Origin of the sequence: Tenacibaculum finnmarkense (assembly GCF_900239185.1) — a bacterium.
Taxonomy (GTDB): domain Bacteria; phylum Bacteroidota; class Bacteroidia; order Flavobacteriales; family Flavobacteriaceae; genus Polaribacter; species Polaribacter finnmarkensis.
Map to the genome: position 1 here is coordinate 18126 of NZ_OENA01000001.1, position 21033 is coordinate 39158.

Below are 21033 nucleotides of genomic sequence, written 5' to 3' on the forward strand. Positions count from 1 at the left end.
TATGTTCGTTTTAAATGAAATTAAGTAAAGTACTTATAAATGTTGATAAAAAATACAACACTAAAAAAAGCTTGTTTTTTACTATTTAAAAATTGAACGCCACAAAGATACTGTATTACCCGTAAATAGATTATTCGGTAGAGAGATGATTAATTGTGTTGTTTCTGTGGATAAAAAAGGAAGATGATCTTTTTAAAAAACAAAGACTTTTATGATTGATGTGGTTATTTTATTTATTATTGATAAATTGTTAGACACATACATATTTACGCGACATAAATCGTACATATATACACTATACCCATAAATACTATCAATAAAAATGGATAAATTTAAGGATAAATACCGCATACTATCGGCTCGTTTACAAAATTGGAATTATGGAAATAATGGAGCTTATTTTATAACCATTTGTACAGTAGGAAACCAACATTTTTTTGGTGATATAAAAAATAATCCCGCCAATTGGAATGAGGATAAATTTTATCGATAAATAATATACGTGATAAATCGCATCCACCCCGTACAGACGCGATTTATCGCGTCTCACATAATAATTCTCACATAATAGATTCACGATTAATAGATTCCGTTAAATAGACGCGATAAATCGCGTCTCTACAGTAAAACACAAAAACCCTAACCAAATAATACACAATCTATATTTTATTCAATATTTTTGTGCTTCAAAAAAATAAAATGAAAAACCTACACCCTATAATGTTAGTCGGCACAGGCTCTGATGTTGGTAAAAGCTGGATAACTACAGGAATTTGTAAGTGGCTAAAACAAAAAGGATATAATCCTGCGCCTTTTAAAGCGCAAAATATGTCGTTAAATAGTTTTTCTACGCCCGATAATCTTGAAATTGGAAGAGCGCAAGCGGTACAGGCAGAAGCCTGTGGTATTTCACCAACTGTAGAAATGAATCCTATTTTATTAAAGCCATCTTCTTTAAATAAATCACAAATTGTTTTACACGGAAAACCAATTGGTGATCAAACAGCTAAAGAATATTTTTTAGGCGATAATAAAAAACAACTGTTTGAAGAAGCTAAAAAAGCCTTTAAAAAATTAGCGTCAAAACACAATCCTGTTGTTATGGAAGGTGCAGGAAGTATCAGCGAATTAAATTTAAAACATCGAGATATTGTAAACATGCCCATGGCAGCAGCAGCAAATGCTTGTGTCTATTTAATTGCCGATATTGATAAAGGCGGTGTATTTGGTAGCGTTTATGGAACGATTGAATTACTTGAACCTTGGGAGCGAAAACTTATAAAAGGTATTATAATTAATAAATTCAGAGGAGATCCTGATTTATTTATCGAAGGAAAAAAGAAATTAGAGGAGCTTACAAATGTTCCTGTGTTAGGAATTTTACCCTATGCTACGGATATTATTATCGAAGAAGAAGATTCTGTTGCTTTAAATAAAAGAATTACAAAAGCAACCGAGAATAAATTAAATATTGCGATAGTGAAACTTCGTTATATGTCTAATTACACCGATTTTCAAGCATTAGAACAAGAACCGCTTATCAATGTCTATTTTACAAGAGATGCCGAAGAACTAAAAAAAGCCGATGTACTTATTATTCCAGGTACAAAAAATACGATTGAAGATTTAATCGCTTTAAAAAAAGAAGGTTTAGATACTGTTATTAAAGAACAATACAAACACATTCCTGTTCTTGGGATTTGTGGCGGGTATCAAATATTAGGTAAAACTATTAACGATCCTTTTTCTGTAGAAAGTAACATTAAATCGGAAGCAGGCTTGGGTTTATTTGATATTGAAACGACACTTTCGAAAACCAAGCAAACCATACAGCGTAATTTTTATTTCAAAGATAAAAAAGAACTTTGTGAAGGATACGAAATCCATATGGGAGAAACTATTGTTCCGAAAAATAAGCATCTAAATTATATCATCAATAAAAAAAGCAGTCAAGAAAAAGAGCAAGAAGAAGGTTATTTTGACGGAAATAAAAGTTGGGGAACCTATTTACACGGTATTTTTGACAATCAAGAAATAGTAACCGATTTATTACAGTTAAAATATCCGACCGAAAAAGCCAGAAATTACAAAGCTTTTAAAGCAATTCAATTTGATAAATTAGCCGATTGGATTGATAAAAATTTAGACATGAAAGCTATTATTAAAAATAGTACACACTAAGAGCCTGTTTAAATTTCATGTAAAAAAGTTTTGTAGTATAAATATAGGAAATTGAATTTGTCAATTCGAGTGATTTTAATGACTAAAAGGAATTAAAATTGTATCGAGAATTTGAATTCTTTTATATGATTTTTGATTAACTTTCAAGCTAAAAAAGTTCTCGATACAATTTTTTTGAAGGAAAAAAATCACTCGAACTGACAGTTTTTGTCAAAAAAATTATTATTGAATAGAATTTAAACAGGTTCTAAAATTAAAAACAAAAATAATGTTAAACGGACATGGAGATGATCTTCATTTAATTAAAGGAGAAATTAAACACAATTTTAGCTCGAACGTTTATTATAAAGGATGCCCAGAAACGTTGCTTTCTCACATTTCAAAAAATGTTCCTTTAATTCAGAGTTACCCCTCGCCCACTGCAAGCGAATTAAATATTTTGGCAGCTAAAAAATTCGATTTAAAAACCGAAAACTTTTTATTTACAAACGGTGCTACGGAAGCTTTTTATTTGATTGCTCAATTATTTTCTGATAAAAAAACGGCTATTGTTGCTCCTACTTTTTCGGAATATGAGGATTCTTGTAAAATTTTTAAATTAGATTATCAATTAATTTCTAGAGATAAAATAAACCAAACAACTGCCGACCTTATTTTTATTTGTAACCCGAATAATCCTACGGGAGCTATTTTTTCATCCGAAGAATTAACAGCCTTTTTTAAACAAAAACCAAACACTATTTTTGTTATTGATGAAGCTTATATCGAATTTACTGATAGCGGAACATCTATTGTTTCATTAATAAAAGAGTTTGATAATTTAATAATCGTTCGTTCGTTGACAAAAACATTTACCATTCCTGGTTTGCGTTTAGGATATATTATTTCTTCGGATACATTAATAACATCACTTTTAAATTTAAAAATGCCTTGGAGTGTTAATTTATTAGCTATAAAAGCGGGTGAATTTATTTTTGATAATTATAAAACACTTCAATTTAATACTGCGGAATTAATTGCAGAAACAACACAATTTCAAAAAGAATTATCTATTTTAAAAGGCATAAAAGTTTGTAAAAGCAATACCTCTTATTTTTTAGTAGAAATTTTAAATGATAAAAAAGCCAAGGATTTAAAAGCGTATTTAATTGAAAATCATCAAATTTTAATTAGAGATGCTACTAATTTTAAAAAACTAAACGGCGAATATATTCGATTATCGACACAAAGTAAATCGGCTAATAACATTTTAATTAACGCATTAAAAGAATGGCTTTAAACGCAATTTATATTTTAATAAGTGCTTTTTTGTTAGATTTAATTTTTGGCGACCCAAAAAAATTACCGCATCTTATTATCGCTTTTGGAAACAGTATTTCTTTGGGTGAAAAATGGCTTAACAAAAAAAATAATCAATTTTTAAAAGGGGCTTTTTTAAGCATTTTTTTAGTGAGTATTTCTTTTATCGCTCCTTATTTTAGTATCAAATGGCTGAATTTAAATGATTATAAAATTTTAGCTAGTATTTTTTCAGTACTGATGTTATTTTATTGTCTTGCTAATAAAACCTTAGTTAAAGAAGGATATGCTGTTTTTAATACCTTAAAAAAGGAAGGTTTAGAAGCCGGAAGAAAACGTTTATCCTGGATTGTTGGGCGAGAAACCACCAATTTAAACGAACAACAAATCAGAATTGCTACTTTTGAAACCATGTCGGAAAATTTAAGCGATGGTGTTATTGCGCCGTTATTTTATTTTTTGATTTTCGGTGTTCCTGGTGCAATGGCGTATAAAATGATCAATACTTTCGATTCTATGATTGGTTATAAAAGTGATCGGTATTTTTGGTTCGGGAAATTTGCCGCAAAATTAGATGATGTTGCTAATTATATTCCTGCACGAATTACTGCAATACTAATGCTCGTTGTTCAAAATAAAATTAGTGGAATTCCTACTGTTTTTAAAGAAGGAAAAAAGCACAGTAGCCCAAATGCGGGATATCCTGAAGCTGCTTTGGCGTATATTTTAAATTGCCAATTTGGAGGCTCCAATTATTATCATGGTAAATTAGTTGAAAAACCTTTTATCGGAACTAATAACCGAATAATTAAACATGAAGAAATTAAAATAGTACATCAAATTAATTATAAAGTAAGCATATTGTTTGTTTTATTGATGATTAGTGTGTTTTTGCTTACCGTAAAATATGCCTAAAAACCAAAAGAAATACATTATTACTGGCGCTCCTGGCACAGGTAAAACAACCTTGATTAATCTTTTAAAAAACAGCTTTTCTTGTATGGATGAAGTTTCAAGAAAGGTAATTACAGAGGAACAACAAAATAACCGAAACGGAATGCCTTGGCGTAATATCAATCGTTTTGCTGAGCTAGTTTTCACCCGTACAAAACAAGAATTATTAACTTCGGATGCCCAATTTTGTGATCGATCGGTGTTAGATTTAGAGGCGTATTTATCCGTAGAAAAAAAAGAAATACCTGATTATTTAAAAAATTTCTGCTATAAAAAAAACTACCACAAAACCGTGTTTTTTACCCCTACTTGGTTTGCTATTTACCAACAAGATCCACAGCGATTACAAGAATTTGACTATTGTTTGAAATTAGAAAAATCGCTTTTAGAACACTATAAAAGTAAAGGCTTTAAAATCATTATACTACCTCGTTTTTCGGCTATAAAAAGAAAAAAACTCATTTTAGACTCTATCTTTTAAGTCAAAAAAAAACGATACATTCGCGCCGATTTTGGTTTCTTATTCTTTTTGATCATCAGAATATAGAATTAAAAGGGAATTTGGTGTAAATCCAAAGCTGTCCCCGCAACTGTAAAACTTATTTAAAGGCATCATTAATAAAACCACTGTAGCAAAACTATGGGAAGGTAAATGATTGCTTGAGTTGAGTCAGGATACCTGCCTAAATCAAAAACATAATCTAAACTTTCGGGAATAAAAGTTAAAGTGTTCGACTGCCTATATTTTAGGCTTCCGACCCTTCATTTTTATTTCTGAACAAATGAAATTCAATGAAATTCAAATTACTTTTTTCTTTTTTAATTAGCAGCAGTTTACTGATTGCTCAAAATTCAAAATCCGTTCAACTTTTAAATAAACAAAACGGGCTACCTATTGAGTTTTCCTCTATTATAAATAACAATTCTAAAAAAGGAACAAGCTCTAACCATAAAGGGATTTTCAAAATTACAGGAAACCCTAACGATGTTATCAATATTTCATATATCGGCTACAAATCAACAAGTATTTTATTTAAAAAATTAGCCGCTATTATTTATTTACACCCGCTATCGGTTCAATTACAAGGGGTCGAAATTTCGAGTACAAGAAAAAAATATGTTGAACTAAACAAGCTTCAATTAAAAAATTTAGACGCGCCATTAACAACCAATAGCGTAAGTTCTAAATTGATTAAAATTAGAAATACCAATGATTTAGGGACTGCTGTTAAAAGTGCTACAGGTGTTCGCCCGATAAACAGATACGGTGGTTTTCAAACTTTTAGAATACGAGGTTTTAACAATTTTGTTTTATTAAATGATGGTACAAGAGATGAACGTCATAATCTTTCTACAAGTGCGCCGAGTACTAATTTAGCCAATGTTGAGCGTATAGAAATACTTAAAGGTCCTTCTGGTGTTATGTTTGGGCACGCTGCTTTAGGCGGAATTATAAATATTATTCGTAAAAAACCAACCACCGCTTTTTCTGCCGAATTTAATACTACCTATGGTTCTTTTAATACCTACGAAATGTCGGTAGGTATGGGAGGTCCTATTAATCATAAATTAAGATATCGAGTAGATTTTGGTGTTTCTAAATCTGACGGTTGGAGAGATTTTGGCATCAATACGAATAACGCTTCTTTTGCGGTTAATTATACTCCGACTAAGAAAGATGTTTTAGATATTTCTTTCCAAGCGAACAATGATAAATATGATACTGATACAGGAATTCCTGTTGATAAAGATGGAAGTATTGTAAAAGCAATGGATGTTAAAACGCGATATAACGATCCTCAAGATTATTTGAAACACAAACGTTTTGACCTGCAAGTTAAGTACAAACATCAGTTTAACAACAAATTAAAATTAGCCAATAATTTTTCATGGTCTGATGATGATATTAATTATCTTTCAACAGAATGGCTATCTTTTAATGCAGCAAAAGATTCTATAACTAGAGGGTTTCCTTTTTATTTTAACCACACCACTAGTACCATTCAAAATCAATTAGATGTAAGCTATCAATTTAAAACAGGAAAGATAAAACACAAATCGTTGTTTGGTCAATCGGTAAGTATTTTAGAAAGAAAATCGTTTAGAGGAAGCGTTGTTGGTCCTGGTACATACACTACTATTTCTGTTCAAAATCCTATTCTGAACCAAGGGCATATAGAGGCTGTTGATCAAAAAGTACAGGTAAGAGATGAATTTAATAGTGGTTTTTATTGGCAAAACTGGTCGAATATTTCTGATAATTTTAAAGCGTTAATTGGTATTCGCTACGATATTTTTAAAGGAAGATATGCTACCGATAAAATTAAAGCAGATAGAACCTTAATTAAAGCGGGCGACAGAACAGAAATTCCTTCAACAGCTTTTAGTTATAGAGCTGGTTTAGTGTATCAGCCGCTTAAAAATCTTAGTATTTTTTCTTCTTATTCTAATTATTTTAAACCTTCAAGAACTATTGCTCCTAACAGTGAAATTTTTGATCCTGAAAAAGGATATCAAATAGAAGGAGGACTTAAGTTTGAAAGAAATAACACTTTAAACATCAGCCTGTCTACCTTTTATATTTTAAAACACAATATTGTTGAAAAAAATAAAGTAAACCAATACCTTCAAATTGGAGAAGCTGACTCGAAAGGTATCGAATTTGATTTAGAATACACTCCTATAAAAAATGTTTATCTTAAAGCTGGCTATGCTTTTACAGAAGCTAAATTAGGTGCTTACGGAGCAGCTAATTCACAGGTTAAAAAAGCAGGAAATGCCTTGCCTTTTACCCCTAAACATTTAGCAAACTTATGGGTTAATTATGAATTAGAAGACGGCTTAGGTTTTGGAGTTGGAGGTAATTATACGAGTGATAATTATACAAATTCTGACAATTCATATACACTACCCGCTTATTTACTACTTGATGGCGCAATTTATTATCAAAAAAACAATATCAGAATTGGTGTTAACATAAATAACATTACTAATAAATTATACTTTACAGATGCCATTTATGATTATCAGTTTTTTCCTGGTGCTGAAAGAAATTTCAAAATAAATTTAAGTTATAAAATTTAATATCAATTAAAAATTAGCGCTTTACATCATTACTTAGGTATTTTCTTTTTGATACTTTTTCTTGGTTCGTTTTTATCAAGATTTGTAATGATGTATAAGCGTTTTTCTTTTTTATCCGAAGTTAACCGCATAAAAACTCCTTTTCGATTCCATCTTTTAAGTCAAAAAATAACAATACATTTGCAGCATATTCGGTTTCTTATTCTTTTTTTATCATCAGAATATAGAATTAAAAGGGAATTTGGTGAAAATCCAAAACTGTTCCCGCAACTGTAAAACTTATTTCAATACTTTATTAGCAAAAACCACTGTAGTTACAACTATGGGAAGGTAAATAAAGTGGAGTTAAGTCAGGAGACCTGCCGTTAAAACAATAATTTATATTAATAACTCTCGGGTAAAGAGTTAGAAAATTATGTTTTTTCATATTTTCTTTCCTTGCCTGCTTAAACTCTTTTTTAAATGTTAAAAAAAATGATTTTATGCAGTCTATGGTTCATGTTTTTTGTACATGCCATATTCTCACAAAAAAGTACTAGTACAAACGAAACAAGTACAAACGAAACAGAAACACAGCTTTCTGAAGTAATTATCAACTCTAAAAATGAAAAAAAATTAGGGACTCATAAAGTTTCTAAAATTTCATTGCAATTAAGACCTATAAACAGCGCGCACGATTTTTTAAAAACAGTGCCTGGTTTATTTATCGCACAACATGCTGGAGGCGGAAAAGCAGAACAAATATTTTTAAGAGGTTTTGATAATGACCACGGAACTGATTTTGCTGTTTTAGTTGATGATATTGGCATTAATTTAAGTTCTCATGCACACGGGCAAGGATATGCCGATTTACACTTTTTAATTCCTGAAACTGTTCAAACTGCCGATTATTATAAAGGACCTCATGAAACTTCTTTAGGTAATTTTGCCGTTTCTGGAGCTGCTAAGTTTACATCAAAAGATAAAGTGCATCGTAATTTTGTAAAGTTAGAATATGGTCAATACGATTTTGCTAGAGCTTTGGCAATGGTATCGCTTATCGATAAAAACAACTTTTTAACTAAAAACGAAGAAAGTGCTTACATTGCTATTGAAGGAACTTATAATGATAGTTTTTTTGAAAGCGAACAAAGACTTAAAAGATTAAATACATTTACAAAATATACCGTAGTACTTTCTGATAATCATAAATTAAGAACATCAATTTCTACATTTCATAGTACTTGGAATGCCTCGGGGCAAGTGCCTTTAAGAGCTGTTAAAAGTGGGCTAATAAATAGATTTGGAGCTATTGATGATAAAGAAGGTGGTGATACTGAAAGAATGCATTTTAACATGCAATTATCTTCTGATATTTCTGATAAAACACAGCTTACAAATCAGTTTTATTATGTTGCTAATAAGTATAATTTATTTTCTAACTTTTCTTTTTATCAAAATAATCCTATTGATGGAGATATGATTCATCAACAAGAAAATCGTAAAATGTATGCTTATAAAGGAAATATTTCAATAAAAAATATACTTCAGATACCAAATAGCACCACTACTTTTGGCTGGGAAGCTAAACGAAATAATAACACTATTGGTTTAAATAATGCTATTGGACGTACGTTATCAAATCCTATAAATGAGTTTGATATTAAAGAAACAAATGTTGCTTTATTTTTAAAAGAAAGAATTCAAGTAGCTCCTAAATTAACGGCTTTAGCAGGTATTAGAGCTGATTATTTCGATTTTAACGTAACCGAAATAGTACCAATTCCTCAACAAGGAAAGACAAATTCTATTAGACTAAGTCCGAAATTTAGTTTGTTTTATGATGCAACTAAAAACCTTCAATTATATGCAAAAGCAAGTTCTGGTTTTCATTCAAACTACGCAAATGCCGCAGTAAAAAACAAAGAAATTAATCCGTTACCGAAAGCTGTTGGATACGATATTGGTACAGAATTTAAAATAGGAAAAAACTTTGTTGGTAATATTGCTACTTTTTATTTACAGAGCGATGCTGAATTTGTTTTTGTTTCTGATGGTTTTGAATTTGAAAATAAAGGAAGGTCTAAACGAATTGGTAGTGAAGCTTCTTTTAGATATCAACCACTATCTTATTTTTGGTTAGATACCGATTTAAATTATAGTTTCGGAACTTTATTAGACGCTCCAAAAGAAGAGAATAAAATTCCAAGTGCGCCTCGTTTTACCTCAACCGGTGGCGCTACTTTCCGTTTAAAAAATGGAATTAACACATCGTTACGTTATCGTTTTTTAGGAGAACGTCCTTTAATTGAAGATGAATCTGTGATTGCTAAAAGTTATTTTATTGCAGATTTTGTTATCAACTATACAAAACCAAAATATCAAATAGGTTTATCCGTAGAAAATATTTTTAATACCGCATGGAGAGAAGCTGTTTTTTATGATTCTTCACAATTACAAGGAGAATTACAACCTGTAGATGATATCCATTTTACACCAGGAACACCATTTTTAGCAAAATTAAATTTCACTTATTTCTTTTAAATATTTATTTTAAATTATGGGTAAAAATATCGCCAATACAACACATACTTTTTTCTTTTGCGACGGAGGTTCTTGTCAAAAAGCAGGAAGCGAACAAGTAACAAGAGCCGCTAGAGCGTATTTACGTAACAATAATCTTTGGGATAAAACCCATACGATTAAAACAAGATGTAATGGTAGATGTGAAGATGCTCCGACTTGTATTGTGCAACCTGGTGAATTTTGGTATAAAGAATTAACTCCTGAAAAAATTACTCCGATTGTAAAATCGCATATTAATAATGAGCCTTTTAATGAAGATAATTTATTATACAAAAAAGGATGGGAAAAGCAAGTTTCTAATAACGAAAGAGCGCCTATAAAACCCAAACCTTTTGAATTAAAAAATGATGCTGAATTAGGCGAATGTTTTATTACCAAAGGTTTTAGTTCTGATCAATATTTATATCCTCTTTTCTTATATTTGTTGGAAAACCCAAAAGGGATAACCCTTGCTATGGCTGATAAAAAACTTATTTCATTTGAAAAAATAAATGCGGTAAATTATTCAGATACACATACGCTTGAATTAAAAACTGAAACAACTATTATAAAATTAACGATTGCCGCAGTTCCTAAAGAAAATAAGGAATTACAACAATCAAAAATTTCTAGTACAGAATATTTTCATCAAAAAGAAACGGCGCTAACAGGTATTCGTTTCAAAAATAAATTTGGTGAAATTTTAGGGAAAATAACATTCGATTCCATCGAAAATAAAGCGTGGGAATATTGTACTAAAATTCAGTTACAAAACACCTGCTTAGATTTAACATAATTATGAACAAACAACATATTTCCATAGTAGGATTAGGCTGGTTAGGTTTACCGCTTGCGTTGAAATTACAAAAAAGTGGCTATTCGGTTAACGGAACTACTTCTTCGTTAGAAAAACTAAAAACACTCGGCAAATATTCGTTTCATACTTGCAGAATAAAACTTGAAGCTGATACTATTACTGGTGATTGGGAATCTTTTATTACTGATACAAATACACTTATTATCAATTTCCCACCAAAGAGAATTGATACTATTGAAACAATTCATCCCAAGCAAATAGCACAGATTATACAACGAACTCCAAAAACGACAAAAGTTATTTTTGTGAGTTCTACTTCGGTATATCAAAACAATAATAGTCTTATAAATGAGACTGAAAAATGTGTTCCTGAAAAAGCATCTGGACACGCATTAATTAAAGCCGAAGAATTATTACAACAACATTTTGGTGATAATTTAACTATTTTACGTTTAGCAGGATTAATTGGTGCTAAACGTCATCCTGGGAGATTTCTTGCTAATAAAAAGCAATTAAAAAACCCAAATGTACCTGTTAATTTAATTCATCAGAAAGATGTTATTGGTTTAATCGAAACTATTTTAGAACAAAATTGTTTTGGTGAAATTATCAACGGTTGTGCAGATATACATCCGAAGCGAAAAGAATTTTATGAGAATGCTGCCATCAAATTAAATATGCCTGCTCCTATTTTTGAAACAGCATCAGAAGAACGTTTTAAAATAATTGACAATTCAAAATCAAAATCTTTATTAAATTTCACGTATCAATTTGCTAATCCCGAATGGATTTTCACAAGAGAGCATTTACCTGAAATTTCAATTGTTGGCGCAGGTCCTGGAAATAAAAATCTACTAACTTTAAAAGCTTTTGAGGCGATTGAAACTGCAGAAATTATTTTACATGATAATTTAATTTCTGATGAAATATTAAACATAAATACACAAGCGGAACGTATTTATGTCGGTCGAAAATTTGGCGATAAAGAAGACCAAGAAACACGTCAAAACAACATCAATTTATTGATGAAAAAACATTGTGAACAGGGTGATAAAGTAGTTCGCATAAAATCTGGCGACCCGTATATTTATGGAAGAGCTGCCGAAGAAGTTCGTTTTTTAAAGAAACATGAACTTCCTTTTACCGTTGTCCCAGGAATTTCAGCAGCTTTAGCCGCTGCAAGTACCGCAAATATTCCGATTACCGAAAGAAGAAAATCAAACGCTATTTTAATTTGCACCGCACATACGGCAGATTATTCAACAGCACAATTGAAAGGAATTGCAGAAATGCTAAAAGCAGGAAATACATTGGCACTTTATATGGGCTTAAAAAGCTTAGATAAATTAATTCCGAAATTAATAGCCGTTTGTGGAAATTCAGAAATCCCTATTAATGCCGTTTCTAATGTTTCAAGAGAAAATGAAGTGGTACTTTCATCAACATTAGGCGACATAGAAAACGACATCAAAAAACAACCACTACAAATGCCTGTAGTCTTTTTAATAGGTGTAAAACCAATCAATTAAATCAATGAAAAAAGGAATTTTACTTTGCGGACACGGTAGCAGAACCAAAACAGGAACTGATGCTTTTAAACAATTAGTTGAAGCTTTACAGGCTCGTTATACCGATTATGAAGTTGATTACGGATTTTTAGAATTCAATCATCCTGTGTATGAAGCTTCTATTGAACGTATGTATCAGAAAGGAATTCGTGAAATTTATGCTTTACCAATTATTCTTTTTGCAGGTTCGCACGCTAAAAATGATATTCCGTATGAAATGAATACCATACAGAGTTATTACAGCGATTTAACCATAAAAATGGGAAAACATCTTGGTGTAAATTCGTTTTTATTAGAATTGGCTCAAAAAAGAATTTTAGAAGAAGAAAGTAAACATCCTGTTATCGATAGAAAAGATGTTTGTTTAATGGTCGTTGGACGAGGAACTACAGATACTGATGCAAATTCTGATGTACATAAATTAGCGTGTATGTTAGGCGAAGGAATGGGCTTTGGTTTTACAACGGTTTCTTATAGCGGAACGGCATATCCGACGGTTACTAAAAGTTTAGAGCTAACAAGTAAAATGGAATTTAAACGAACTATTGCGATTCCATTTTTCTTTTTTACAGGAATTCTTTTAGAACGTATTTATAATCAAATTCGCACTTTTAGTGAAAATTCTCCGAATGAATATATATATACCGATGCTTTTGGAAGCGATGAATTAATCTTAAAAGCTTTTGATGAGCGCTTAGATGAAACCATTAACGGTACAGCAAATATGAATTGTCAATTATGTAAATACAGAAAACAAATTGTTGGTTTAGAAGATGAAGTTGGAAAAGAACAAGTTGGACATCATTTAGGTGTAAAAGGTGTTTTATTTGAAGAAGATGAAAAAGTTGGGCAGAAAAGTAATGTATTTACTAAAATTAAAAAAGGTTTAGGAATATGATAACGGGTAAAATACATGGTGTTTCGTTAGGAACTGGTGATGCTGATTTAATTACCTTAAAAGGATTAAAAACCTTACAGCAAGCTGATAAAATATATTATCCAGGTTCATTATTTAAAGATGGTAGAAAAGTGAGTTATTCACGTACTATTTTAAATAACTATAATTTAGATACTAATAAACTAGTTGGATTTTATCTAAAAATGGATTTAGAAAGAGTTCAGGCTAAAGAGGTTTACGAAACTACTTTTCAACAAATTTTAAGCGATTATAAAAATGGTTTATCAATAGCAATTGTTAGTGAAGGCGATATTAGTACGTATAGCTCATTTTCTTATCTATTAGAAAAAATTAAAAAACATCAATTAAAAATAGATTTAATTCCAGGAATTACGTCTTACTTGCATTTATCATCAGAAAGTCAAATTCCTTTGTGTTTGCAAAATGAAAAAGTAACCGTTATTCCTCGCATCCAAAGTAAAGAAGAGTTACAAGAGGCTATTGATAATTTTGATACTGTCGTTTTAATGAAAATTATATCGGTTGTTGCTATAATTACCGCTGTAATTGATACTCAAAAACATAGTGTCACCTATGCCGAACGCTTAGGAACTGACGAGCAATTTATAACTAATAACTGGAATACAGCCAGTAAAAGAGAAACTCCTTATTTTTCTCTTATCATTATTAAAAAAATAAAAAAATGAAAATAACCGTTGCGGGATTAGGTCCTGGAGATATAGATTATATGTTACCCGTTGTTAAAAATGCGTTACAAAAAGCAGATGTTGTTATTGGGTACGACTATTATTTTCAATTTGGAAAATCGTTATTTAAAGAAGATGCCGAATTAATTTCGATGCCTTTAGGAAAAGAAGAAGCAAGAGCTCACAAAGCTGTTGAAAAAGCAAACGAAGATAAATATGTAGTAGTTATTGGTTCTGGTGATGCCAGTATTTATGCAATGGCCGCTATTGTTTACGAAGTTGTATCTAAAGGAAATCATGATGATATTGAGTTAGAAACCTTACCTGGTGTTTCTGCTTTTTTAGCTGCTGGAAGTAAATTAGGTGCGCCATTAGGTCACGATTTTTGTTGTATTTCATTGTCAGATTTAATGACTCCTTGGAACAAAATAGAACAAAGAATTAAGGCTGCCGCAATGGGTGATTTTGTAACGAGTTTATACAATCCGAAAAGTAAAAAAAGACATTGGCAATTAGGTAGATTACAAAAAATATTTTTAGAAAAACGCTCGCCTTCTACTCCTGTTGCAATTATTAGGCACGTAACTCGCCCTGAAGAAGAATGTGAAATTACCACTTTAGGCGAATTTAATCCTGAAGATGTAGATATGTTTTGCTTGGTGATGATTGGAAATTCGCAAACATATCGTTTTAAAGATTATTTAGTAACTCCTAGAGGATACTTAAATAGAAAACCTCATACAGGAAAAGAAATTCAACAAGAAAGTTTTAGAATTGTTACCCAGCATATTCAAGATTTACCTTTTACTGTTGCGGATAAATGGGCTATAACAAGAGTGATTCATACTACAGGAATTTTAGAAGATTTCAATCATTATTCAGCAACTCCAGAAGCTATTGAAAACTGGCATGAACATCTTAAAAATGGTGGCGAAATTGTAACAGATGTTACCATGGTTAAAGCTGGAATTACAAAAGCTTTTACAAAAGAATATGGAAATCAGATACATTGTTTATTAAATGATGAAGATGCGCAATTATTAGCTACTTCAGAAAATATTACACGTTCTCAAGCAGGAATTAGAAAAGCTATTGAAAAATATCCAAACGCTTTATATGTTGTTGGAAACGCTCCTACTGCTTTATTCGAAATTGTAGATCAAATAAGAGATAACGACACTTTTAAACCTGCTGGAGTTGTTGGTGTACCTGTTGGTTTTGTCAATGTTTTAGAAGCAAAAGAGCAATTATCGCAAACAAAAAACACCAATTGGGTAGTTATAGAAGGTAACAGAGGCGGAAGTAATGTTGCCGCAGCTATTGTGAACGCTGCTTTTACCTTACCTGAAGCTTCCACTTATTTTAAATCTTAAATGATGAACAAATTTACTCCAGAAAATATTGAAACCCTCGAACAGATAATACTTGCACGTAGAGATGTTAGAGGAAATCGGTTTATAAATACGCCTATATCTAAAGAACATTTAGATAAAATTCTATTTGCTGGAGTAAATGCCCCATCTGTTGGATTTTCTCAACCGTGGGAATTTGTTGTTATCAAAAATTTAAAAATCAGAAATAAAATTAAAGACAGTTTTTTTGAAGAAAATGAAAAGGCTAAAACTCTTTTCGAAGGAAAAAAAGCTGACGCATACACACAATTAAAATTAGAAGGAATTGTAGAATCAGCATTAAATATTGCTGTTTTTTACAAACCAAGTGAACATCCTGTTTTAGGGCAAACTTCTATGAAAGAAGCGGGTGTTTATTCGGTGGTTTGTGCCATTCAAAATATGTGGTTAATGGCTAGAGCGTTAAATGTCGGTTTAGGCTGGGTTAGTATTTTAAATGCGAACAAAGTTAAAACTATTTTAAATGCTCCTGATGACAGACAATTAATCGGTTATTTATGTTTAGGTCATGTAGATAAATTTTATGAAAACCCCGAATTAGAACGTTTAAAATGGGAAAAACGTAAAAATATAAATGATGTTGTTATTAAAGAATGTTATCAATAAATGAATAAAATTCAAAAACATATCGATTTTCATTTGATTGGAATCAGCAATCATCCAACACCAAAATTTAATAATGATGTCTTGAAATTAATTCAAGAATCAACTGTTTTTTCTGGTGGAAAACGTCATTATCAATTGGTAAAATCATACTTACCAAAAAGTCATACTTGGATTGAAATTTCAGGTAAAATGGATTTTCTTATCAATAAATATAAAAAAATTGATACAACAATTGTAGTTTTTGCTTCTGGAGACCCTTTTTTCTATGGATTCGGAAATACGTTACAACGTTTATTACCAAACGCAAAATTAAAAGCAACGCCTTATTTTAATAGCATTCAATTGTTATGTCATAAAACACAAACAAATTATAATACTTTAAAATCGATATCTGTTCACGGTAGAGATTGGTCGGCTTTAGATGAAGCTTTAATCAACAGAAATAAATTAATCGGCGTATTAACAGATGCTAAAAAAACACCTTCGGAAATTGCAAAACGTTTGTTAAAATATGGTTTTTATAATTACACCATAACTGTTGGCGAAGCTTTAGACGGAAATAATGAACATATTGAAACGCTTGATTTAGCAACTTGTACAAAAAAATCACATGACAATTTAAATTGTGTTTTATTAAAACAAACAACATCCAAAGAAAAACCTTTTGGAATTGCTGATGATGCTTTTATTCCTTTACCAAATCGGGCAAATATGATTACCAAAATGCCTATCCGATTAAGTACGATAAACGCTTTACAATTACAAAACAAAACAGTTTTTTGGGATATTGGAGCTTGCACAGGTTCGGTTGCTATTGAAGCAAAACAACAGTATCCACATTTAAAAATAGTAGCTTTTGAAAAACGAATTGTATGCGAAGGTATAATTCAGCAAAACACCCAACGCTTCTCTACTCCTGGAATTACTATTATTATTGATGATTTTTTTAACCTCAACTTAGAAGAATTTCCAATTCCAGATGTCGTATTTATTGGCGGACACGGTGGCAGATTAAACGAATTAATTCATCTAATTCATCAATTAAATCCGAAAGCTAGAATTGTTACCAATGCCGTAAAACAAAACAGTACCAACATATTTATAAAAGAGCTTACTACATTAAATTACACTATAAACACGAGTGTGATTCAAGTAAACGAGCATAACAAAATTAGCATTCATTCAGCAGAAAAAATATAAATGAAAAAAATAGCCATTATAGCAGTTACTGAAAAAGGATTAGAAAAAGCCCTTATCATTCAGAAAGAATTTTCAAAATCATTGGTAATAACTACCTTAGAATCTACGAACGGAAATGTATCAACTATTACCTCTATTTCTGATTATTTAACCGATAATTTTTCAAAATTAGATGGTATTTGTTTTGTTACAGCATTAGGTATTTGTGTGCGATTAATTGCACCATATATTCAAGATAAAAATACCGACCCTGCGGTTATTTCTGTGGATGATTTAGGAGTAAACGTACAATCTGTATTAAGCGGACACAAAGGAGGTGCTAATAATTTCGCTTTAAAAGTATCGGCTGTTTTAGGAGCGAATCCTGTGATATCAACATCTAGCGATGTGCAAGAAATTTGGGCTTTAGATACGCTTGGTACTCAATTTGACTGGCAAACAGAAAGTTCTTTATCAATAACTAAAACAATGGCGTTGTTTGTGAATAATAAACCAACCGCTTTACTTTTAGATATTAAAGATAAAGGAACACAGCATTTAGAAAAAACAGTTCCTAGTTTTGTGACTGTTTTTTATGATGAAAAAGATATTGACTATACACAATTTGATTTATTTATTGCAGTTAGTTACAAAATTTACGAAGCAAAAATTGCTAGTTTATTTTTAATTCCAAAGGTACTTTCTGTTGGTTCAGGATGTTCGAAAGAATTAGATTTCAGTGTTTTTCAAGAAACATTCAAAACTAAATTAGCTAACGAAGGATTGCATTTTTCAGCAATTAAAAACTTTGGTTCTATTGATATAAAAGCAAATCAACAAGCTTATTTAGATTTTAGCACAAAAAATAACATTCCTTTTAGCACCTTTACTTCGGATGAAATAAATACGATTTCAATACCAAATCCGAGTGAAATGGTACAATCTAAAATTGGCGTTGCAGGAGTTTCAGAATCTTGTGCAATGTTATTATCTGGAAATAAAGAATTACTTGTTGAAAAACAAAAAATTCATATTGAAAACAATGAAAAGTTCACTTTTTCGGTTGCTTTAGATGCAAAATCTGTTCGTAAAACAGCTATTGCAATTATTGGTGCAGGTCCTGGAGATGAGGAGTTAATCACCGTAAAAGGAAAAATATATTTAGAAGAAGCTGACTGTGTTTTATATGCAGGAAGTTTAATTCCTGAAGAAATGACCAATTGGTGTAAAGCAGGCGCTGTAGTTAGAAATTCTGCAATGATGACTTTAGAAGAACAAGTTTCGTTAATGCAAGAACATTATAAAAAAGGAAATTCAATTGTACGTTTACAATGTGGTGATCCTTCTTTATATGGTGCAATTCAAGAGCAAATGACCATTTTTGATGAGTTAGATATGGAGTATTTTATTGTTCCAGGAATTTCTTCTTTTAGTGCAGCAGCTGCCGTTTTAAAATCAGAATTTACCATTCCTGAAGTTGTACAATCTATTGTATTAACTCGTGGCGAAGGAAAAACGCCAATGCCATCAAAAGAAAGTATTTCGGCATTTGCAGCAACAAATTCAACAATGTGTATCTTTTTAAGTGCAGGAATTGCATCAAAAGTACAAGCGCAATTATTAGAGCATTTTGATGCCGATACTCCAGTAGCTGTACTATACAGAATCACTTGGAAAGATGAAGAAATTTATCAAGGAAAATTAGAAAACCTTGCCGAAATTGTAAAAAAGAGTAAAAAAACAAGAACCGTATTAATTGTTGTTGGTAGTGCTATTGGAGCACGTAAAAACAGATCGCAATTATACAATCCTGAATGGAAACATATTTTTAGAACTAACAAGAAATTTGTAGTTACTGAGTAATAGTATTTAGTTTTAGACCTCACAAGTTTTAAAAACCTGTGAGGTCTTTAAAATAAAAATAAATAAGAAAAATGATACTTGTATTTGGAGGAACAACAGAAGGTAAAAAAGTAGCAGTCTTGCTTCAAAGCGAAGCTATGCCTTTTGTGTATTCAACAAAAACAAGTATCTCTTTTGATGAAACAGAAATTGCGAGTTACCGATATGGTGCGTTAACTGAAAAAGATTTAGAAAATTATCTAATCAAAAATAAAATTCAGACGATTATAAATGCCTCGCATCCTTTTGCAGAAATTTTACACAAAACTATTGCAAAAGTTGCCGAAAAATTACAAATTCCTGTAATACGTTTTGGACGAAAACTACTTTCTAAAACCATAAATTCATCCGTATTTTATGTAAATAATTATACCGATGCTTTAAATTTATTATCATCAGAAAAAATAGTATTGGCATTAACAGGTGTACAATCTATCAAAATATTAAAACCTTGGTGGCTAAAAAACACGACTTATTTTAGAATATTAAACAGACCCGAATCTTTAGCGATTGCATCTGAAAGTAATTTTCCTGAAAATCAATTAATTTTAGAATTTCCTTCTTCGGATTTAGATAAAGAAATTTCGATTATCAAAGAAAAAAATATTGATATCATTTTAACTAAAGAAACAGGTAACAGCGGTTTTTTAAACACTAAAATTCAAGCAGCTTTAAAAACTGACACACAAATAATAATTATCAAACAACCCAAAATTCCGAAGTATTTTAAAATGGTTTTTAATGAAAATGAGCTAATTAGCGAATTATCTACTCTAAAAAATTCAAAAACATGAGTTTAAGAGAAATTCCAAAAGGACCTTTACGGGATGGTTTCACTACAGGAACTTGTGCTACTGCTTCGGCAAAATCAGGATTGATGGCAATTATTCATCAGAAAAAAAATGCTACCGTAAAAGTTCATTTACCTATTGATAAAATAATCGAGATTCCAATTCATCATTGTGAATTTACGCAAGACACCGCTAAATGTTCGGTTATTAAAGATGCAGGAGATGACCCTGATGTTACAAACGGGGCTGAAATAGGTTGTATTTTAAGATTAACGCAGCAAAAAGGTATTCAGTTTTTTGCTGGTGAAGGCGTTGGAACAGTTACGCTTAAAGGTTTAGAATTAGCAATTGGCGAACCTGCTATAAATCCTGTTCCTAGAAAAATGATAAGCAGTGCAATTCAAAAATTATTACATGAGTACGATTTAGAATGCGGTGTATCGGTTACTGTTTATGTTACCGACGGAAAAAAATTAGCAAAACGAACGCTTAATGAACGCGTTGGAATTATGAATGGCATTTCTATTTTAGGAACAACAGGAATTGTAAAACCATATTCATCATCCTCCTATATTGCAAGTATTGAACAAGGTATTGATGTTGCAATTGCAAATAATATTACAGAATTAGTTATTAATTCTGGCGCAAGAAGTGAAAAATTTTTATCAGATAAATTTAGCCATTTACCTGAATATGCTTTTATTCATTATGGAAATTGGATTGGTGAAACACTTGCGAAAGTAAACACATGTGCTATAAAAAAAGTAAGCATTGGAATTATGCTTGGTAAGGCTGTAAAATTAGCTGGTGGAATTACAGATACACACAGTTGCGTATCGAGTTGGAACAAAGATTTTGTTGTTGAATTAGCACAACAAGTTGGTTTTTATGATGCTGATAAAATCAAAGAATTAAACATGGCTGGGCGATTAATTGAACTGTTTGAATTTGAACAAAATTCGCCATTTTTTCAATTATTATTAGCCCATTGTTACCAGCACACACATACAAAAATGAAACAGGTAGACTTAAATATTTACCTAATTCATAAAAACGGAACACTTATTAAATACATTAAAAACACATTATAA

At 30.9% G+C, this 21033-nt stretch carries 17 protein-coding genes and 2 riboswitches; all 17 genes read left to right on the forward strand.

The genetic code is table 11. The features are described 5' to 3' along the window. Positions 1-322: 322 nt before the first annotated feature. The 17 genes from AQ1689_RS00065 to cbiD all read left to right on the forward strand — a co-directional run bounded on the left by AQ1689_RS00065 (position 323) and on the right by cbiD (position 21033). The gene (locus AQ1689_RS00065) at positions 323-493 is read left to right on the forward strand and encodes a hypothetical protein (RefSeq protein ID WP_180947499.1); all 171 of its coding nucleotides are present in this window, start codon (positions 323-325) and stop codon (positions 491-493) included. Between the two features lie 206 nt (positions 494-699). Beyond that, positions 700-2181 (forward strand): cobyric acid synthase, encoded by a 1482-nt coding sequence (locus AQ1689_RS00070; protein ID WP_101954791.1) that lies wholly within the window; start codon positions 700-702, stop codon positions 2179-2181. Between the two features lie 268 nt (positions 2182-2449). After that, positions 2450-3460, forward strand: coding sequence for a pyridoxal phosphate-dependent aminotransferase (locus AQ1689_RS00075; protein ID WP_101954792.1), 1011 nt, complete (start codon positions 2450-2452; stop codon positions 3458-3460). Beyond that, positions 3451-4395 (forward strand): adenosylcobinamide-phosphate synthase CbiB, encoded by a 945-nt coding sequence (cbiB, locus tag AQ1689_RS00080; protein WP_101954793.1) that lies wholly within the window; start codon positions 3451-3453, stop codon positions 4393-4395. Before AQ1689_RS00075 ends, cbiB begins: the two co-directional genes overlap by 10 nt. Next, the gene (locus tag AQ1689_RS00085) at positions 4388-4915 is read left to right on the forward strand and encodes an AAA family ATPase (RefSeq protein WP_101954794.1); all 528 of its coding nucleotides are present in this window, start codon (positions 4388-4390) and stop codon (positions 4913-4915) included. Before cbiB ends, AQ1689_RS00085 begins: the two co-directional genes overlap by 8 nt. 15 nt (positions 4916-4930) lie before the next feature. Beyond that, positions 4931-5135: riboswitch (cobalamin riboswitch) on the forward strand. 91 nt (positions 5136-5226) lie between these two features. Then, on the forward strand, positions 5227-7518 hold the full coding sequence (locus AQ1689_RS00090; protein ID WP_101954795.1) for a TonB-dependent siderophore receptor: 2292 nt from the start codon (positions 5227-5229) through the stop codon (positions 7516-7518). Between the two features lie 175 nt (positions 7519-7693). Continuing rightward, positions 7694-7899: riboswitch (cobalamin riboswitch) on the forward strand. Between the two features lie 93 nt (positions 7900-7992). Continuing rightward, positions 7993-10041 carry a TonB-dependent receptor gene (locus AQ1689_RS00095; RefSeq protein WP_180947500.1) on the forward strand — a complete coding sequence of 683 codons (2049 nt, stop codon included), beginning with the start codon at positions 7993-7995 and terminating at the stop codon, positions 10039-10041. A gap of 16 nt (positions 10042-10057) precedes the next feature. Then, the gene (locus AQ1689_RS00100; protein WP_101914545.1) at positions 10058-10858 is read left to right on the forward strand and encodes a (2Fe-2S) ferredoxin domain-containing protein; all 801 of its coding nucleotides are present in this window, start codon (positions 10058-10060) and stop codon (positions 10856-10858) included. 2 nt (positions 10859-10860) lie between these two features. After that, entirely contained in the window at positions 10861-12408 is a 1548-nt protein-coding gene (cobA, locus tag AQ1689_RS00105) for a uroporphyrinogen-III C-methyltransferase (protein ID WP_101954797.1), read from the forward strand. 4 nt (positions 12409-12412) lie between these two features. Further along, entirely contained in the window at positions 12413-13345 is a 933-nt protein-coding gene (locus AQ1689_RS00110; protein WP_101954798.1) for a sirohydrochlorin chelatase, read from the forward strand. Continuing rightward, positions 13342-14052 carry a precorrin-2 C(20)-methyltransferase gene (gene cobI, locus AQ1689_RS00115; protein ID WP_101954799.1) on the forward strand — a complete coding sequence of 237 codons (711 nt, stop codon included), beginning with the start codon at positions 13342-13344 and terminating at the stop codon, positions 14050-14052. Before AQ1689_RS00110 ends, cobI begins: the two co-directional genes overlap by 4 nt. After that, positions 14049-15425 carry a precorrin-3B C(17)-methyltransferase gene (gene cobJ, locus AQ1689_RS00120; RefSeq protein WP_101954800.1) on the forward strand — a complete coding sequence of 459 codons (1377 nt, stop codon included), beginning with the start codon at positions 14049-14051 and terminating at the stop codon, positions 15423-15425. The genes cobI and cobJ overlap by 4 nt, the downstream gene beginning before the upstream one ends. A gap of 3 nt (positions 15426-15428) precedes the next feature. Further along, a complete protein-coding gene (gene bluB, locus AQ1689_RS00125) occupies positions 15429-16070 on the forward strand; it encodes a 5,6-dimethylbenzimidazole synthase (protein ID WP_101954810.1) in 642 nt (213 codons plus the stop codon). Continuing rightward, positions 16071-17270 (forward strand): precorrin-6y C5,15-methyltransferase (decarboxylating) subunit CbiE, encoded by a 1200-nt coding sequence (gene cbiE / locus AQ1689_RS00130; RefSeq protein ID WP_101954801.1) that lies wholly within the window; start codon positions 16071-16073, stop codon positions 17268-17270. Beyond that, positions 17271-19112, forward strand: coding sequence for a precorrin-4 C(11)-methyltransferase (gene cobM / locus AQ1689_RS00135; protein WP_101954802.1), 1842 nt, complete (start codon positions 17271-17273; stop codon positions 19110-19112). 71 nt (positions 19113-19183) lie between these two features. Beyond that, complete coding sequence (locus AQ1689_RS00140; protein WP_101954803.1) at positions 19184-19945, forward strand: precorrin-6A/cobalt-precorrin-6A reductase; 762 nt, start codon at positions 19184-19186, stop codon at positions 19943-19945. Then, positions 19942-21033 (forward strand): cobalt-precorrin-5B (C(1))-methyltransferase CbiD, encoded by a 1092-nt coding sequence (gene cbiD, locus AQ1689_RS00145; protein ID WP_101954804.1) that lies wholly within the window; start codon positions 19942-19944, stop codon positions 21031-21033. The genes AQ1689_RS00140 and cbiD overlap by 4 nt, the downstream gene beginning before the upstream one ends.

Bases quoted from the DNA above. Each gene is read 5' to 3' on its own strand.
- AQ1689_RS00065 (WP_180947499.1), top strand. From the start codon at position 323: ATGGATAAATTTAAGGATAAATACCGCATACTATCGGCTCGTTTACAA.
- AQ1689_RS00070 (WP_101954791.1), top strand. From the start codon at position 700: ATGAAAAACCTACACCCTATAATGTTAGTCGGCACAGGCTCTGATGTT.
- AQ1689_RS00075 (WP_101954792.1), top strand. From the start codon at position 2,450: ATGTTAAACGGACATGGAGATGATCTTCATTTAATTAAAGGAGAAATT.
- cbiB (WP_101954793.1), top strand. From the start codon at position 3,451: ATGGCTTTAAACGCAATTTATATTTTAATAAGTGCTTTTTTGTTAGAT.
- AQ1689_RS00085 (WP_101954794.1), top strand. From the start codon at position 4,388: ATGCCTAAAAACCAAAAGAAATACATTATTACTGGCGCTCCTGGCACA.
- AQ1689_RS00090 (WP_101954795.1), top strand. From the start codon at position 5,227: ATGAAATTCAAATTACTTTTTTCTTTTTTAATTAGCAGCAGTTTACTG.
- AQ1689_RS00095 (WP_180947500.1), top strand. From the start codon at position 7,993: ATGATTTTATGCAGTCTATGGTTCATGTTTTTTGTACATGCCATATTC.
- AQ1689_RS00100 (WP_101914545.1), top strand. From the start codon at position 10,058: ATGGGTAAAAATATCGCCAATACAACACATACTTTTTTCTTTTGCGAC.
- cobA (WP_101954797.1), top strand. From the start codon at position 10,861: ATGAACAAACAACATATTTCCATAGTAGGATTAGGCTGGTTAGGTTTA.
- AQ1689_RS00110 (WP_101954798.1), top strand. From the start codon at position 12,413: ATGAAAAAAGGAATTTTACTTTGCGGACACGGTAGCAGAACCAAAACA.
- cobI (WP_101954799.1), top strand. From the start codon at position 13,342: ATGATAACGGGTAAAATACATGGTGTTTCGTTAGGAACTGGTGATGCT.
- cobJ (WP_101954800.1), top strand. From the start codon at position 14,049: ATGAAAATAACCGTTGCGGGATTAGGTCCTGGAGATATAGATTATATG.
- bluB (WP_101954810.1), top strand. From the start codon at position 15,429: ATGAACAAATTTACTCCAGAAAATATTGAAACCCTCGAACAGATAATA.
- cbiE (WP_101954801.1), top strand. From the start codon at position 16,071: ATGAATAAAATTCAAAAACATATCGATTTTCATTTGATTGGAATCAGC.
- cobM (WP_101954802.1), top strand. From the start codon at position 17,271: ATGAAAAAAATAGCCATTATAGCAGTTACTGAAAAAGGATTAGAAAAA.
- AQ1689_RS00140 (WP_101954803.1), top strand. From the start codon at position 19,184: ATGATACTTGTATTTGGAGGAACAACAGAAGGTAAAAAAGTAGCAGTC.
- cbiD (WP_101954804.1), top strand. From the start codon at position 19,942: ATGAGTTTAAGAGAAATTCCAAAAGGACCTTTACGGGATGGTTTCACT.